Below are 14,439 nucleotides of genomic sequence, written 5' to 3'. Positions count from 1 at the left end.
TGTATAGTTCAAATATGGTGAAACATATCGAATCGCAACGACGAAACCTGAATATCGATGCAGACGCCTACACGATCGCTGTTACTTATGCGGGAGCGAAGGGTATTTCAATTGGTGCGGCGGTCAGTGAATTGCTGCGTCGCGCCGAACATGTGCCAGAGCCGCCGTCGCCTTTCCTGAAAACAGATGAATATGGGCTGCTGGTAAAGACAAAGGGAGGCCGCCAAGTCATCACATCGGAGATGGCGAAGAAGCTCTCCGAGGAGGACGATATTGAGTAAGCCTCCGGTGTATCTCATGGACGTGAATCCGGTTCTCGCAAGGCTCGATGAGGCGCATGAGCATCACAGCATGGCAAAAGAGTGGTTTGCCATGCCCGGCTTAAGGTGGGCTTTGTGCCCTTTCACCGAAGCCGGAGTGTTGCGTTACTTCACAAGGCCCAAGACCGGGGGCATAAGCATGGGAGAGGCCACGGCCATGCTGGAGCGGTTGAAACAGGGGTTGCCGGGATACCGCTACCAGCCTATTGCGGCTGACTGGCAAACATTGACGAAGCCGTTCTTCAAGCGTTTGCAGGGCCATAATCAAGTCACAGATGCCTATTTGCTCGGCCTGGCTCTGAGTGAAGGGCTGATACTCGCCACCTTCGACAAAGCAATCCTGCATTTGGCCGGGGAGCACAGCCAACACGTTCATGTCTTGGAGGCGAAGTAAACCCGTCAAGACCTTCGACGAGAAGGGCAGACAGATCGATCGTTATTACTACCAGAACGCGCCGCAGTGCTCCGCCTGTAACCGCGAAGCGGTTCAGGGGGTGGTGAAGCGGCGCTATCGCCCAACGGTCAGGATGCAGTAACTCCGACTCCAGAATATCGGTTTGTTCCAGTAATATTTTTTCGTGCTGAATCGCAAAGTGACCTATCGCTTGTATCCCAACGCCGAGCAGGAAGCTCGGCTGCAGGAGACGCTGGGTTTACATCAGCGGTTATACAACACGGCACTGGAAGAACGCATTCGTGTGTATCGAGAAATCGGCAAGAGCTTGTCGTTTTCAGACCAATGCAAGATGCTCACCCAATGGCGTAAAACGGTGCCCGCATTGGCGCGGCTGAATGCCCAATCCGAACAGGTCACGCTCAAGCGAGTGCACCTGGCTTTTCAGCATTTCTTCCGGCGCGTAAAGAATGGGGAAACGCCCGGCTTCCCCCGATTCAAGAGCCTTCGGCGCTATCCGGGCTGGGGATACAAGACCCACGGTGACGGCTGGAGGCTGCATCCAGGCAAGAATGGGAAACACGGCAAGCTGTATTTGCAGGGTGTCGGCCAGGTGCCCATTCGCGGCGAGGCTCGAACGGTAGGTATTCCCGTAACCTGCGAGATCTTGCACAAAGCGGGCAAGTGGTACGCATCCGTCACGTTGGAAATGGAGACCGTACAGCGTGAGCGTGGAATGGGGATGGGCGCGTTCGATTGGGGTCTCAAGGATTTTCTCACCATTGCCACACCAAACGGCATAGAAACCGTGGCCAATCCCCGCCACCTCAAGAACCAACTGGTCGAATTGAAACGTCTCGGGCAAAAGGTATCGCGGAAAATTCGCATGGCCCAGAAGCTCAGCGGTCGGCAAAAGGGATTTCCCATATCGGCCAATCTGCGCAAAGACATCCAGCATCTGGCCCGACTCCATGCCAAAGTGGCCCGAAGCCGCAAGGATTTTCTGCATCAAACCAGTGCCTGGTTGGTGAAACGGTTTGGGGCCATCGCCACGGAGATGCTGGACGTAAAGAGCATGCTGCATAGCGGTGGCTCTCGCAAGAAGAGACTCAACCGCGAGATTCATGCTGCCGCGCCGAGCGCTTTCCTCAAAATGACCAAGACCAAAGCGGAAGAGGCTGGGTCGTGGTACGAGGAAGCGCCGACGCGGGAGATCAAGCCCACGCAACGCTGCCATGCGTGCTGGAGATTGCCGGATGAGAAGAAAAAGCTCTCCGACCGGCAACATCGGTGTCCGCACTGTGGCGTGACCTGTAGCCGCGACGAAAACGCGGCTCTGGTGTTGTTACGTTGGCTGGAAATGAGACTGGCCGGTAATCCCGGCCATTGTTCCCCACAAGGGGCCGGGCGGGAACCGTCCGAGGTGTGGAGCGGTGGAAGTTTCGCCGCGGCGAAGCACGAAACTCACGCCATACCGTAAGGTTGGCGGGAGTAGTTCATGGCAAGGAGCCGTAGTTAGCCGCCTATCTGAAAAGCTGTACCACACTTGCGGCACAAAATCTTGCGGGCCCACCGCGCCATCCGTTCCTGATGAAAAATATAGTTTTCTACGGCGGCGATCACCGCCAGCGTCAAGGCTGCCCATAGCAACCAATACCCAGCATTCATGAGCTGTCCACTCCATGCAGGCAGCGCGCTTGGGAGAAAGCGGCAACAGCCGGCGAAGGCGAATGCCAGCACGGCCGGCCACCAGGGGAACCGGGCCGGAGGCGCACATTTTGATGCCAGTATGGTCTGGCGTCTCGTTTTCTGGAAATGAGACGGAATGATGAGACCGCGTCGAGAATGGTATGTCGTGGTTCCTAAACCGTAGATGGCAGAGAAGGGCCGCACATCTGTGGAGCGACAAAATGGGCACCTGGGACCATTGGCATAATTTTGCGCCCTGGGCTTCCAATGTCCCGGGGAGAGCCGAAGCTGTTTGTTCAAGCCAATCCTTTCCATCGAGACTATCGAGCAAAGTATAGCCGGGCTTCAGCCGCTCCCGGATCAACACTGCACCAGGAAAATCCGGTGCAGTGTCTCTACACTTTCGCAGCATGTCCTGATATCTCCATTGAGAGGTGGAAAGTTGAGCGGGACGACGGACCAACCCAGCAAGATCCAGCAACGGCTGGACCATGTGTTTTCCACCCCGCAGGTGCTTCTTCAGGAGCTGGCTGGCGTTGGTTATTTGACCGACATGGTTACGGCCCACGCCGTATGGTACGCCTACAAGCTGGATCGGCCTATTTTGCAGGAGGGGCCGGCGGGAGCAGGAAAGACGCAATTGGCCTTGTCCTTAGGCAAGGCCACAGGGATGGAGATCATCCGTCTGCAATGTTACACGGGCATCACCGATGACAAGGCGATTGGACGATATGACCGCGCCCTGCAAGAACTCTTTGTGTTGGCCAAGCGGGAAGAGCAGATGGATTTCTCGACGTTACGCAAGGAGATCAGCAATCGGAAATTCTTTCTCCCAGGTCCCTTGCTGCAGGCCATTGAATCGCCGACCAAGTGCATACTGTTGATCGATGAGATTGATAAAGTACCTCATGAATTTGAGGCAATGCTACTGGAGCTGCTGTCGGTATGGGAAATCTCTGCACCTGGACTGGGTACCATAGCAGCCACCACCCGCCCGCTCACGATTTTGACCTCGAATGCTGAGAGAGACTTGGCCGACCCGTTGCGGCGGCGCAGCGTCTATCTCATGGTCCAGCATCCAACCCCGGAGATTGAGGCGAGGATCGTGTCTTTGAAGACACAAGCGCTGCCCATTGAGACCCACGTGTTCATTGCGGGCCTGGCGAAAACATTGCGGATTTTCTCACTGCGCAAGCCGCCATCGATCTCGGAGATGAGCGATATTGCCCAGGCCATGGAGCTTTTGGGGAAGACCAGCATCCTGCCTGAAGACCGCGAACTGTTTCTTCCGCTGCTGGCCAAACGGCCGGAAGATATTGACTCTTTGCGGCTGCGCGAAAAATTCTCGGCCATCGTCATACAGGCCAAAGATTTTGTCACCCGGGCAAAATTACACCTCGCAGTCAGGCAGGGAAGGTTGCGGCAAGAAGTTCTCCAACTCAAAGTGGAGCAGATCCGCGCCTCCCAAGATCTCCAGCAATTACTCAAAGACCTGGAGTTTACCGAATTCCCCGGCACCATCCTCCGAGAGATGGAAGCGGAAACAGGCAGGCTGGGAAACCGGTCTCATGCCTGAAAGGAGATGCATGTCCGTGTCTAAACTTCTGACGGTGATGGTGCTGGTCTTCATGGCTGCAAGCGCATCCGCCGCAGGACGTAAAACTCTTGTTACGAAAGAGCGCATCGGGCCTCCGGACGATGAGCTTTATTATGCCGACGCCTATGCCGACCACTATGGAATTCCGCGTGCCCTGTTCCGTGCCATCCTTGCGCAGGAGTCCGGCTGGAACCCGGGCGCAGTCTCGTCCAAAGGGGCCAAAGGACTTGGCCAACTTATGCCCGGCACGGCTGCGAGATTCGGCGTCCGCAACCCATTTTCGATTACGGAAAATCTCAGCGGGGCGGCACAGTATCTGGCCGGATTGATTGCAGAGTTTCATGACCTGCGAGAGGTCGTGGCTGCCTATTATTGCGGCGAACATCACATTCGGCAAAAAGGTTTGCGGTACTCCAATCCGGAGGTTATTCGCTACGTGCATTCAGTCCGGGAACGCTATATTCAGGAACTCAAGGAGGAACAACTGCATGTTGCGGCGAGGTAGGATCCTTGCTCCCCTGGTCATGGTGCTGGCCACACTTTCCGTACAGGCCAAGGCCCAGGATACGGGGACGGACACGTCCACGGCCGAACCTTCCCCCGGACTTTCCTCCGCAGTGCAGGAGCCGGAGCAAGATGCGAAAACTGCTCCCACTGGGCCGTCATCGCAAAAGACGGGAAGCAGGGATGTGGAAAGCAGTCCGGCGGCTGGGCTGGATGATGACTACGTGCCAAACCAGACACCGGTCTCACCGCAGATACGGCACGAAGTTATGGACGAAGACAACCTCTACACTATTCATCTGCGGCCGCTTTATACCACAGCGATCAAGCTGCCGGAGGAGGTGGTTGCCATCGCAGTCGGGGCACCCACGCTCTTCTGGGCCGAGCACAATAGCAAAGTGCCCCGTTTGGTCTTCGTGAAGCCAACAACGACGGCGCCGGCCAACAGCGACCTGATCGTTAGTCTCAAGTCTGGCGCGACGGTCACCATCCATATTGTTTCGGACGGTGAAAAGGGGAGCCAAGAGCCAGTGGACTTTTTAGTGGACTACAGCAGCCAGAATTCCATTCTCCGCGGGGATACCAGTCAGTCCAGTCTATTTCGCGGGCCCGATCCCGAAAGGGGAGATGCCGCGGCCGATGCCGCGTCTCATCCTCTCCATTCAGCCGAGCAGAGAGAGTCAGGCAGCGCTGCCGCCAAAGAGCATACTGCACTTAGCGTGCCAGGAACTCTGCTGGAAGCGCTTTATCAGGAGCAGATGTCCTTAGGAGCGCCGAAATTTCTATCTGGTACCGAGCTCTCTCATATATATCCCATTGACAAGGATGCCACCGGCGACCTTGCTGTATCGATTGGTCGCATGGTCCAGAATGGCGATTCGATTTGTGTCTCGTTTTCTGTGATGAACCGCAGTTCGCGCTGGGTTGAGATCATGCCGCCACATCTGGAATTCACCGACCCGCATCCGCACAAGGCAGACAAGAAGCACCCAGTTTCAATCGCCGAGCAGTTGGCGGTAGACGACTATATTCTGACTGCGAAGAAACTGGCACCCGGCCAGCGGATCGATGGCGCTATCCAGTTCCAACGTCCAAGCTTCAAGTATAAGCAGCAGGTGCTCATGCTCCGCGTTGCCAGCGCGGATGAGGTCGATGAGGCCCTGCTTTTGCCGGTACCTTTCACCACAGAATTTGGTCCAAAGTGATCCTGGAGACAAAGCATGGCTGAACCGACATCTCGTTCCGGGGAGTCCCATCCATTTCCCTACCAAGAGCCAGAAGTGACCGCGCCGCAGTATGGAGAGGACCTGCCGCCCAAACCACAAAGGAGGAGCAAGCGCACTTGGTTCAAAGACGGCATCGGCGGAGAGCGAAAGGGCCGGGTCGTGGGTGTGATTGTCATTGCCTGTGTGGCCACGCTGGCGGTCATCACGCTCATCAACTCCACGCCGAAGCGGAGGCGGCCAAGCGCCGTCAATCAGCAAACCCGACAGGCACCCGTGCGCAAGACAGAAAGTGTTGGCTTGCCGACGGACCGGGTAGAGCCAGTTGCCACCAATGATGAGCAAGATGAAATTAGTCCTGAGACGATCCAGAAAGCTGCGCAGAGTGCCCAGAACGTGCAGGGCAAGGCAGATCTTTTATCCTCATCGCTGGGGGACCACGCGAGGCCAAACGAAGCGGCCAAGCGCCAAAGCCTGGGAGAAATCCCTGCGTTTACTCCCCCGCCGATTCCCGGCGACGGTAACAACCAGTGGACTCCGGCGCCATACCATGATGCCGCAATGAACCAAAACAGGCAGAGGGAGATCGAATCGGCACACCGCGCTGCATTGACCCGGGCATCTCTGACATTTGTCGATGAAAAGGAGGACAGTCATCCATCATCTGGGCAAGCAGGCGCTGTGGCCAGCCATGACGACAACTGGAACCTCGGGTTCCGGGCCGGATACCACCTATCCACACACCTGGAAACTGTGGCCAGCACGTTTCTTGCTGGCGCTCCCGTCATTGCTGTGGTCGATTTCGATTATTCACGAAATGGGGCCACCATCGTGCCTGCCGGCTCTCGTGTGATCGGCTCGATGGGGAGCGCCAATGCTACAGGATTGTGCCGGATCAATTTCACCAGCATTACCATGCCCAATGGTGCGACAGTTCCGATCAGCGCCATTGGGCTCGACCACCACTTGATGCCGCTCAAAGGCTATGTGACGGGAAGGCATCGGTTTGAACAGTTTTTCCTTGCCGGGTTGGCTGGTACCGGCAATGTCGCGGCCATCTGGTCCAGTAGCAGCGGGTCGCTTTCTGAAGCCGATCTGCTCAAGCTCCAGGCCGCTAACAGTTTTGGGGCGGCAGCAGGGCAGCAGATCTCCGACCTTCAGGAAGAGGTACAGAAGAACCTGGTGGTTACCCTCCCTGCTGGGACCCAGGTCGAAGTGCTCTTCACAGACCAGCAGCGCAACAGCGGGAGCGGAAAAAGCCAGCAGTAAGACATTTTAGAAAATACACGATAAATAAGTTTGAAGAATGTCCTTGCCATGTTGATAAGCAGGACCAATTAATTAACTGCGACTCAAGTCGCTGTGTCTTTAAGAGGATGCGAGGATCCGCATGAAGAAATCTGAAATATTTAAAGCCATTCTGGCCGCTATCGGCCGGTATCTCGGATGTTGGCTCTTCCTCATACTTGCCGTGGAGGCGAGTTTACAAATTACGTTGTTATTTGTCCCGAGGCAAGAACTGCCTTTGCATTGGTACGCAGTCCCTGCTGTGAGCGTGATGATGCTGGGGTACCTTTCCTGCGGGGTCTATCTCAACCACACTGTGAAACATAGGCTTACAGAGCCCCATCCCATGCATAACGGGATCTTCCAGGTGGCTGTGAATAATTTGTTTACTTGTTACTTTTGGCCAGTGTATTACCCTTTTCTGCTCATTCTGATCATCTTGAACGTGGTTCTCTAGCCAGTTGCCTATCAGCGTTACGCACATTGTTTGAAAAAACTCCTCAGTGTACGTTCTCATTTTTTCCCCGGCCCAGTAATGTGAACACCAACACGGCCTCTGGAGCTGCGGATTCGCTGTGAAGGTGGCCCAGTTGTTGGGTAGTACCGGGCTCTATGCAGCCTGGCTGTCGGCCCGTGTGGTAGCGATCAACGGGTATGTCTAAAGGCGCAGATAGCAAATTCAGAAAGGAGGACGCGCGGGCAAGGTGCTATCCCGCCTGTAAACAGGTTGTCCCGCGCAAACCAATGCAGCATAGTCTCAGGGAGCGTTTCCTGTATTTCTGTCTTGCCGCAGGACTGGCAGTGGCGGCGGCGGTCTGTCCCGCAAGTGTCCTGGCCCAGGCGGCATCGTCTGGTTCGGCGCCCGCCTTTAACAAGGCGGTGCAGGGTGAAACGGCGGGCACGGTCGAAGGCACGGTCGAGAACGCAATGAACTGGGTCGGAAACGTCATCTGTCCTCTCTTGTCGGTGGGCGCTGGCGTTCATGCGGTGATGCAGTTTCGGTCCGGGGGCCGGTGGCTACCATCGGCAGCCACAGGAATAGGGTTGCTATCAATCTCCGGGATCATCCGGCTCGCTGAGTATTTTGTTCAGATGGGCGCTGGCGGTATCGGAGCGAATTGAGGAGAACGCGCGGGGGACCTCATCGGAGGTCGCCCGCGGAATTCAAATCATGACCATCGTGTTCGCCTTACAGGAAAACGGGCTGGGGTTTCTCAATGGCCTTGCAGGGGTGCTTTTGTCCATTGCGCCGTTTGTCGGATTGTGCTGCCTTGTGGCCGCCGGACTTGCGCTCCGAGGAGAAGGCGGCATCAATTTTGAGATAGGAGGAAACTTCTCTCGCTTACTCTTGTGGGCATTGATTTTCATCGCTCTGCCAACGGTGCCCGTATTCATGAGTAACGTGCTCGGCGTGCCTGGAATCACGAACTCATTTACGAGCTCTTCCACTGTCTTTGGCGGGATGACCAATGCAGTAAGCACGTTTGTGAACAGTTATCTTCTCCGGTTGGTGGTGCCAAGTTTGGCGGGGTTCCTGATCGTCAAAGCGGTCCTGGACTCAGGGCAAGGGGAGTCCCCTCTGCCATCGCTGGTCTCGGCCATCTTTCTGCTCAGTGTGCAGGGCATCTATTCGATGGCGAAGGCGTGGGTTGGAAACGACGGCTACAGCATTGCTACCGGGCTGGCCAACGCTCTGAGTTATCTCAGCTCAACGCTTTGTCCGGTGGGAGCCTCATTTTGTTTTATCGGGGCGGTGGTGCAATTCATCAAAGGCGGCGCTTGGGGCCAGCTAGTGCTGACGGGGCTGGCCATGCTGTGTTGCACAGGCATCATTGCCCTGGTCAAATCTTGGGGGTAAAGAAGGGATGGTTGTACGACAGATTGTCATGCGGTCCGTGCTGGCAGGATGCGGTCTCTTGGTACTTCGGGACCTCGCACAGATCCAGATCAGGGGTGTGTCGTTGATTACGGACCTACTCATCGTGGCCCTTCTTGCAGGAGCGGTCCACTGGGCGGCCTGTTGGATGGAACGGTTGTGGCTGGTTCTGCTGGGCTGGACGAAGCGGAGGAACGTTACCCATCCGCGTGCCGCGGCTGGATGTTCGCTGGCCTTTCTCTGTGTCCTATTGCTGGTAGTACTGTCCTTGATCAGCACGCTACCGCATGGAGCCGCCGCAGTCCGGATTCTGATTGCGGGATTGATGACCGGGGGCACAATTTCCCTGGTCGGAAGGCTGGTGCGTTGGGCCTTCAGGACAGAGAATCAGAGCGGGATTGCCGGGGAGTGCACGGTCTGCCGCCAAGAGGGACGCTGATGGACTCTTTTTCCCTCGGTCTGGCATCCATGAGCAGCTATATCGGCAACGTGCTGCTGCCCATTGTGGCCGGCCTGATCATTTGTATGGGTGTGTTTGCATACTCCAAGCGTATGAACGGGGAGCGGTATATCTATGCTGCTTTGGCCTGTCTTTTGGTGTCGGGGTTTATCCGGGCCGCTGAGCAATTTGTGGGATCGCCCGATGGCTCCGGTTCTTATGAACAGGGCCTGTTGAACCTGACCAACTGGTTGAGCAATGTGATCATGCCGTTCTATGCGGTCTTTTGTTTTGCGCGCGGCGTCCTTTCTTACAGCGGTGTACTGGACCGAACTACGGTTGGCGAAGGCTGGCTGCGCTATGTCATCAGCGGATTTGCATGTTTAACAGTTTCCGGCATCTTACGGCTGCTTGAAAATTTGGTAGCTTCCGGTGCAGGAGGGATCCACTGATGCCCCTCAAGTCCAGCCCGATCTCGCGCAATCTTCGCATGACAGTGCGTCTTCTTGGCCTGGAGGTCGAAGACTTGTTCGGAATCGGTTTCGTCGCCATCGTGCAAATGATTCTCGGGCAGTTCCTCTTCCCGAAGGCAACGGTCGGGAAGGTGCCGCTGAACTGGGTCCTGTTTCTTATGACAGTCGTGATCGGCGTGCCCGCTCTGTCTGCATTCAAGTATGGCAAGCCGCGTGGATATCTGGTGGATTTGATTGGCTGGCGGCTGATGCCGAAGCAGCGGGACTGTCTGTCCAAGGACACAAAACTTTTGAAGCCCTATCTGCGGGAAATTGGCGAAAGGGAAGAGGAGCGGAAGCGTGAGCGTTAACGCGAAGGCCCTAGATAAGGCACGGAAAGCCAATGGGCCGTCGATGGCAGAGTTGCTGCCAGTACGGGACCTGCTGGACAACGTAATGGTTCGGACGGACGGCCAATATGTAGCCGGCTACCGGCTCCAGGGGTCCTTTACCTATTACGGTTCGGCCGAGGAAAGGAACGCCCTCAAGGACCGTCTGGATTCGCTGTTGCGGACGATACCGGAGGAAAGTATCCGGATGCAGGTGCGCTACGAAGTCAGCGACCTGTTAGACGATATCCTGGAGCGATACGTCCAGGCCCGGCGCACGGACTATGGTCCGGCTGAGATTCTGGACAAAGAACGGGAGCGGATCTGGCGGGAACGCGCCAACAATGGGGAATATCTTACCCGGAAGCTGGCCATCTATTTCATCTGGGACCCGGAGGCATACCGCCGCTCGCTGGTCAGCAGCGGTACTGCGATGCAAGGTGTGTTTGGAAAACGAAAGTCCCTTTCTCCGCGGGTATCGGCATGTATTCAACGGGAGAGGCAGGAGCATGAAGAGCTCATGATGCACTTTGAGGCTCTGCTTCGAGGCATCGAAAGCTCCATGATCTCTGCGGAACTAAAGCCAAAGCGCATGACCCATGCGGACATCTTTCATGAACTCCAGGATGCGCTGGGGCCGCTCTGTCCGGTACGGACACGGCTGCGTGCGCGCCCAGAAGCCATGCGGGAAATTTCCATCCGGGAACAGATGACGAATGTATCGCTCTACGACGCGACGGAGAGCTATCTGGACATCGATCGCGTGCTGTGGGGCGTGGTCACCATGAAAGAACCGCCGGAGCGCACTTACCCGGGAATCATTCGTGATTTGCAGACCTTGGGCTTTCCGCTCGTGATCAGCACAAATATCGACATCCCCAACCAGGCCGTGGTGATGAAGCACTACCAGCGCCGGGAAAAGAAGATGGCCTCTGCCCAGCAGGACCTGCGTGGCGGCGCAAGGATTGATGCTGTGGCGGCGCAGACGCAGCGCGAGTTGGCCGACATTCAGGCGCGAATTCTGGCCAGCTCCACCAAAGCGTGCCATGCCAGCCTCAGCATCGCCTTTCGAACGTCGTTTCAATACACAACCGATGCGCAGCACGAGGAAGCAGAGCGGCAGATCATGGCGCGTCGCCAGCAGATCATGCATGTGATCAGCAGGATGGATGGTGCGGCGGGACTTCCTGAATCAGTCGCCCAGGTGCGGATGCTTCTGAATACTCTGCCCGGGCTGGCGGGAAAGGACAAGCGAGACATCGATGTTTTGTCGGCCAATGCGGCGGATCTGATGCCTGTAGAGATGCCTTGGGAGGGAACACCGCAGACACCGGCCATGCTCTTTGCCACGCCCTATCGTCAGCTGGTCCCCTACAGCCCTTTTGATCCGTCGCATGAAAATGCAAATGCGATTATCGCTGCCACTTCCGGAGCGGGCAAATCGATGCTTGTCCAGCAGATGCTGCTCACGATGGGCCGCCAGGATATACGGGTGTCCATCCTCGAACGAGGTGACAGCTATTACTACACGGTCAAGTACATGGGAGGCGAGATGATCGCCATGTCTCTGGACTCAGAGATGACAATCAATCCGTTCGACCTGGAGCCGGGTCAGACGGAACCGTCGCGAGACCATCTGGCCTTCCTTCGCGGTCTGGTCCGGCATATGGTGGGCAAAGCAGTCCGTGACGAAGAGATTCTGGATTCTGTAATCACCAGTTGTATCCTCAGCGCTTATCAGCGAGCGAGGATGCGGACCGAAGAGCACCGCAAGGTCCCGTTGCTGAGTGACGTGAAGGAAGACCTGGAAGCCTATATCGATCCAAGGCGCAATGAATATGTGGAGCAAGAAGCGCACGTGGCTGCCGTCAAGCTGAGCAACTGGGTAGGAGAGGGCATATATGCAAGTCTTTTCGACCGCTACACGACGGTGGACATGCGGCAGCCATGGCTATATTTCAATATCGAAAAGCTGAAGGATGATCCACGGCTGGAGACGGCCATGAGCCTGCTGATTGCCTATACGACGACGCTGCGTGCCGGCGGAGGACACCGCTGCGTTACGGTGCTTGACGAGTGCTGGGCCATGCTTGAATCTCGGGAATTGCGAGACACTGTGGTGCAGCTGTTCCGCACCGCCCGTAAGCGCGATGCTTGCGTGTGGGGCATCAGCCAAGCAGTAGAAGACTTCACTGGAACACCCGACAAGCCGAACCCAATCGGGGGTGCCATCCTGTCGACGACCGCACTCAGACTCATTGGGCGACAGAAAGGGAACCTCGATGTACTTAGCGGGTTTCTTCATCTTTCGCCGGCAGCAATAGAAAAGATCAAAAGCCTTGGCATGACAGAGAAGGGCAGGCAAAGCGAATTCCTGATTTGCATTGGCGAGCGGTCCGAGACGACACACAGCCTCTATATTCAGCCGACGCCGCTCGAATACTGGCTGGGCACAACGGTGCCGCGGGAACGCCGGTACCGCCAGTGGTGGCTGGCGACACATACAGACTTTCATCTTGCCATGAGGGATTTGGCAGCCAAATTCCCCCATGGCATTGTCTCCCTGCCCGAACTTCCGGAGGAGCGCTCGGGGGAAGTATTTCAGATCTCAACCAGGATGCCGGTGGAACCAGACTGGGAACATTTACGGCTGCATGCCAGCCCACTCCCTGGGCCGACCATTGCAGAGGAGAGAAGCGCGTGAGCATGGAGAGAGAAGAGCAACGCTGGGGACTTGCTACCCGGCTTATGGTTGGCACAGCGGTTGTGGCTGGGTTGTGGCTGGTCCCATCAAAGGTCTATGCCAGCATCTTTACATCCATCATTTCGTCGGTCCAGAACATAGCGAATATCGAAGGGCAGATCAGCAAAAGCCAGTCGGCGATCAATCAATTCACCCAGACCGTTATCGCCCCGGTGCAGGAAATGAACGCCGTCAAGAGCTGGATGAGTCATGCAGAAAGTGCCTATCAGGGCTACTTTGCACAGATTGGCGGGCTGGGCGTGCGAAGTGCAACACTTCCCGCCACTACATCTCTGGAATCCGCACTGCGCATGGGATACACCGGTGGAACCGGAAGCGCCGTATCAGGGGCATATGCAAATGTATATGGGGGCCCTTTGTCGACCACCGTCGTAGACCCTGCAATTGCCGCAGAGGTCGATATGAAGGATGCGACCGCCCAGGAAGCCATGTCGCTGGCAGCCAATTCCGATGCGGCGACCGAGCAACTGCTCGGCTACGCCAAGAACCTGGAACAAAGCGCTGCGGTCACGGCCCCGGGGACAGCAGACCAGGTTGCCGCCCAAGCCACGGCCCTTCAGCTCCAATCTCACGCCATGATGCACCGAGTGCTCGCATCTTTATTGCGGCAGGAGGCAGTCAGACTCGCCTCCGTGTCAGCCCAGTGGAAACACGCCACTGCAATCCATTCCCAGGCGTGGCAGAGTATCTCCGGAGGCCCCAGTGAATAGACCTACTGTAGATGGCAAAAAGCGGTTCCTATGGACAACCTTGGCCACAGGAATGTTTGTCCTTGCAATGATGGTGTCCACCCGACCCGCCCAAGGGCAATTCGATCTTGGTGTGGTCATTGGCATGTTGGAATCCGTAGAAAGGATCCTGAACTCCACGGTGACACCCATCATGCGAACCATGAGCTCGGTGGAAAGCAACATGCTGAACTTTCAGCAGACGGTCCTGTATCCGGTCAGTGAGATCTCACGCATCAAAGCTGCTGCTAGTTCGTATGGCCGCCAGATGGTCAACATACAGAACCTGTTCCGGGTGCCGGTAAACAGCGCTACCTTGCCAAACACCAAGACGCTGGAGAGCCAGCTTTTGGGAGGAAATGCAAACAATATTTCCGTGCTCGGGCCGTCTTACTATCAGGTCTTTGGCAGCCTACCGAGCGACACTGCGCTTGCTCCTGATCTGCGCGCTGCCGTTGACATGAACGATGCGCAGGCGCAGGACACCTACAAAGTTGCAGTGAAGCTGGACGCGCTTGCGAATACCGAAGAACAGCTCTCCCTGCAATACATCGAGCAGCTCCAGAACACTTCTCCCGGTAACGCCAGCCTTATTCAGGCCCAGGCGGCCGCCTGGAACCTACAGGCGGCTGCCTATACGCAACAAGGATTGGCCGAACTGCTGCGGGCGAGGGCAGCCGACACAGCCTACCAGTCGCTTCAGATGAAACACGCATCAGCCACGCATCAGCAAACAATGCAGCAGATTATGGCTTCACCGTTTGGGCAGGAGTAGAG

Annotated in this window: 17 protein-coding genes; 16 read left to right on the top strand and 1 reads right to left on the bottom strand. The window is 56.4% G+C overall.

Translation table 11 applies throughout. From position 1 onward, the window contains the following. The first annotated feature begins 14 nt into the window (after window positions 1-14). From N655_RS0101650 to N655_RS16725, 4 genes are read left to right on the top strand one after another with little or no spacing between them, the layout of a single operon-like run. Complete coding sequence (locus tag N655_RS0101650; RefSeq protein WP_026441600.1) at window positions 15-281, top strand: hypothetical protein; 267 nt, start codon at window positions 15-17, stop codon at window positions 279-281. 16 nt (window positions 282-297) lie between these two features. Beyond that, entirely contained in the window at window positions 298-714 is a 417-nt protein-coding gene (locus N655_RS0101645; RefSeq protein ID WP_026441599.1) for a PIN domain-containing protein, read from the top strand. Beyond that, the gene (locus N655_RS20455) at window positions 695-856 is read left to right on the top strand and encodes a hypothetical protein (RefSeq protein ID WP_155987472.1); all 162 of its coding nucleotides are present in this window, start codon (window positions 695-697) and stop codon (window positions 854-856) included. The genes N655_RS0101645 and N655_RS20455 overlap by 20 nt, the downstream gene beginning before the upstream one ends. 57 nt (window positions 857-913) lie before the next feature. After that, window positions 914-2,194: an RNA-guided endonuclease InsQ/TnpB family protein gene (locus N655_RS16725; RefSeq protein ID WP_162173471.1), complete on the top strand. Its 1,281-nt coding sequence runs from the start codon at window positions 914-916 to the stop codon at window positions 2,192-2,194. A 35-nt stretch (window positions 2,195-2,229) separates the two neighbouring features. Here the strand turns inward: N655_RS16725 and N655_RS20450 are convergent, their stop codons facing one another. Next, window positions 2,230-2,454, bottom strand: coding sequence for a hypothetical protein (locus tag N655_RS20450; protein ID WP_155987471.1), 225 nt, complete (start codon window positions 2,452-2,454; stop codon window positions 2,230-2,232). A gap of 391 nt (window positions 2,455-2,845) precedes the next feature. Here N655_RS20450 and N655_RS16720 point away from each other — a divergent pair, with 391 nt between their 5' ends. The 12 genes from N655_RS16720 to N655_RS0101570 all read left to right on the top strand — a co-directional run bounded on the left by N655_RS16720 (window position 2,846) and on the right by N655_RS0101570 (window position 14,437). Beyond that, window positions 2,846-3,979, top strand: coding sequence for an AAA family ATPase (locus N655_RS16720; protein ID WP_049961186.1), 1,134 nt, complete (start codon window positions 2,846-2,848; stop codon window positions 3,977-3,979). A 16-nt stretch (window positions 3,980-3,995) separates the two neighbouring features. Then, on the top strand, window positions 3,996-4,505 hold the full coding sequence (locus tag N655_RS16715) for a lytic transglycosylase domain-containing protein (protein WP_162173470.1): 510 nt from the start codon (window positions 3,996-3,998) through the stop codon (window positions 4,503-4,505). Beyond that, window positions 4,489-5,709: a hypothetical protein gene (locus N655_RS0101620; RefSeq protein ID WP_026441597.1), complete on the top strand. Its 1,221-nt coding sequence runs from the start codon at window positions 4,489-4,491 to the stop codon at window positions 5,707-5,709. Before N655_RS16715 ends, N655_RS0101620 begins: the two co-directional genes overlap by 17 nt. Before the next feature lie 15 nt (window positions 5,710-5,724). After that, the gene (locus tag N655_RS0101615) at window positions 5,725-6,996 is read left to right on the top strand and encodes a TrbI/VirB10 family protein (protein WP_026441596.1); all 1,272 of its coding nucleotides are present in this window, start codon (window positions 5,725-5,727) and stop codon (window positions 6,994-6,996) included. A 762-nt stretch (window positions 6,997-7,758) separates the two neighbouring features. Then, complete coding sequence (locus N655_RS0101605) at window positions 7,759-8,136, top strand: hypothetical protein (protein ID WP_155987470.1); 378 nt, start codon at window positions 7,759-7,761, stop codon at window positions 8,134-8,136. Between the two features lie 49 nt (window positions 8,137-8,185). Continuing rightward, the gene (locus N655_RS0101600; protein ID WP_026441594.1) at window positions 8,186-8,872 is read left to right on the top strand and encodes a hypothetical protein; all 687 of its coding nucleotides are present in this window, start codon (window positions 8,186-8,188) and stop codon (window positions 8,870-8,872) included. A gap of 7 nt (window positions 8,873-8,879) precedes the next feature. Further along, window positions 8,880-9,329 carry a hypothetical protein gene (locus tag N655_RS0101595; protein ID WP_026441593.1) on the top strand — a complete coding sequence of 150 codons (450 nt, stop codon included), beginning with the start codon at window positions 8,880-8,882 and terminating at the stop codon, window positions 9,327-9,329. After that, complete coding sequence (locus tag N655_RS0101590) at window positions 9,329-9,781, top strand: hypothetical protein (RefSeq protein WP_026441592.1); 453 nt, start codon at window positions 9,329-9,331, stop codon at window positions 9,779-9,781. Before N655_RS0101595 ends, N655_RS0101590 begins: the two co-directional genes overlap by 1 nt. Further along, window positions 9,781-10,152 carry a hypothetical protein gene (locus N655_RS0101585; protein WP_026441591.1) on the top strand — a complete coding sequence of 124 codons (372 nt, stop codon included), beginning with the start codon at window positions 9,781-9,783 and terminating at the stop codon, window positions 10,150-10,152. Before N655_RS0101590 ends, N655_RS0101585 begins: the two co-directional genes overlap by 1 nt. Next, on the top strand, window positions 10,142-12,874 hold the full coding sequence (locus N655_RS0101580) for a TraG/VirB4 family ATPase (RefSeq protein ID WP_155987469.1): 2,733 nt from the start codon (window positions 10,142-10,144) through the stop codon (window positions 12,872-12,874). The genes N655_RS0101585 and N655_RS0101580 overlap by 11 nt, the downstream gene beginning before the upstream one ends. Continuing rightward, on the top strand, window positions 12,871-13,644 hold the full coding sequence (locus N655_RS0101575; RefSeq protein ID WP_026441589.1) for a hypothetical protein: 774 nt from the start codon (window positions 12,871-12,873) through the stop codon (window positions 13,642-13,644). Before N655_RS0101580 ends, N655_RS0101575 begins: the two co-directional genes overlap by 4 nt. Further along, entirely contained in the window at window positions 13,637-14,437 is an 801-nt protein-coding gene (locus N655_RS0101570; RefSeq protein ID WP_155987468.1) for a hypothetical protein, read from the top strand. Before N655_RS0101575 ends, N655_RS0101570 begins: the two co-directional genes overlap by 8 nt. Window positions 14,438-14,439: the final 2 nt, after the last annotated feature.

Origin of the sequence: Pseudacidobacterium ailaaui, from assembly GCF_000688455.1 — a bacterium.
In the GTDB taxonomy this organism is placed as follows: domain Bacteria; phylum Acidobacteriota; class Terriglobia; order Terriglobales; family Acidobacteriaceae; genus Pseudacidobacterium; species Pseudacidobacterium ailaaui.
This window is presented reverse-complemented; position numbering and strand designations above follow the sequence as displayed.

What these genes read in the sequence shown, in the direction of transcription:
- N655_RS0101650 (WP_026441600.1), top strand. Translation starts at nt 15, where the DNA reads ATGGTGAAACATATCGAATCGCAACGACGAAACCTGAATATCGATGCA.
- N655_RS0101645 (WP_026441599.1), top strand. Translation starts at nt 298, where the DNA reads ATGGACGTGAATCCGGTTCTCGCAAGGCTCGATGAGGCGCATGAGCAT.
- N655_RS20455 (WP_155987472.1), top strand. Translation starts at nt 695, where the DNA reads ATGTCTTGGAGGCGAAGTAAACCCGTCAAGACCTTCGACGAGAAGGGC.
- N655_RS0101620 (WP_026441597.1), top strand. Translation starts at nt 4,489, where the DNA reads ATGTTGCGGCGAGGTAGGATCCTTGCTCCCCTGGTCATGGTGCTGGCC.
- N655_RS0101615 (WP_026441596.1), top strand. Translation starts at nt 5,725, where the DNA reads ATGGCTGAACCGACATCTCGTTCCGGGGAGTCCCATCCATTTCCCTAC.
- N655_RS0101605 (WP_155987470.1), top strand. Translation starts at nt 7,759, where the DNA reads ATGCAGCATAGTCTCAGGGAGCGTTTCCTGTATTTCTGTCTTGCCGCA.
- N655_RS0101600 (WP_026441594.1), top strand. Translation starts at nt 8,186, where the DNA reads ATGACCATCGTGTTCGCCTTACAGGAAAACGGGCTGGGGTTTCTCAAT.
- N655_RS0101595 (WP_026441593.1), top strand. Translation starts at nt 8,880, where the DNA reads ATGGTTGTACGACAGATTGTCATGCGGTCCGTGCTGGCAGGATGCGGT.
- N655_RS0101590 (WP_026441592.1), top strand. Translation starts at nt 9,329, where the DNA reads ATGGACTCTTTTTCCCTCGGTCTGGCATCCATGAGCAGCTATATCGGC.
- N655_RS0101585 (WP_026441591.1), top strand. Translation starts at nt 9,781, where the DNA reads ATGCCCCTCAAGTCCAGCCCGATCTCGCGCAATCTTCGCATGACAGTG.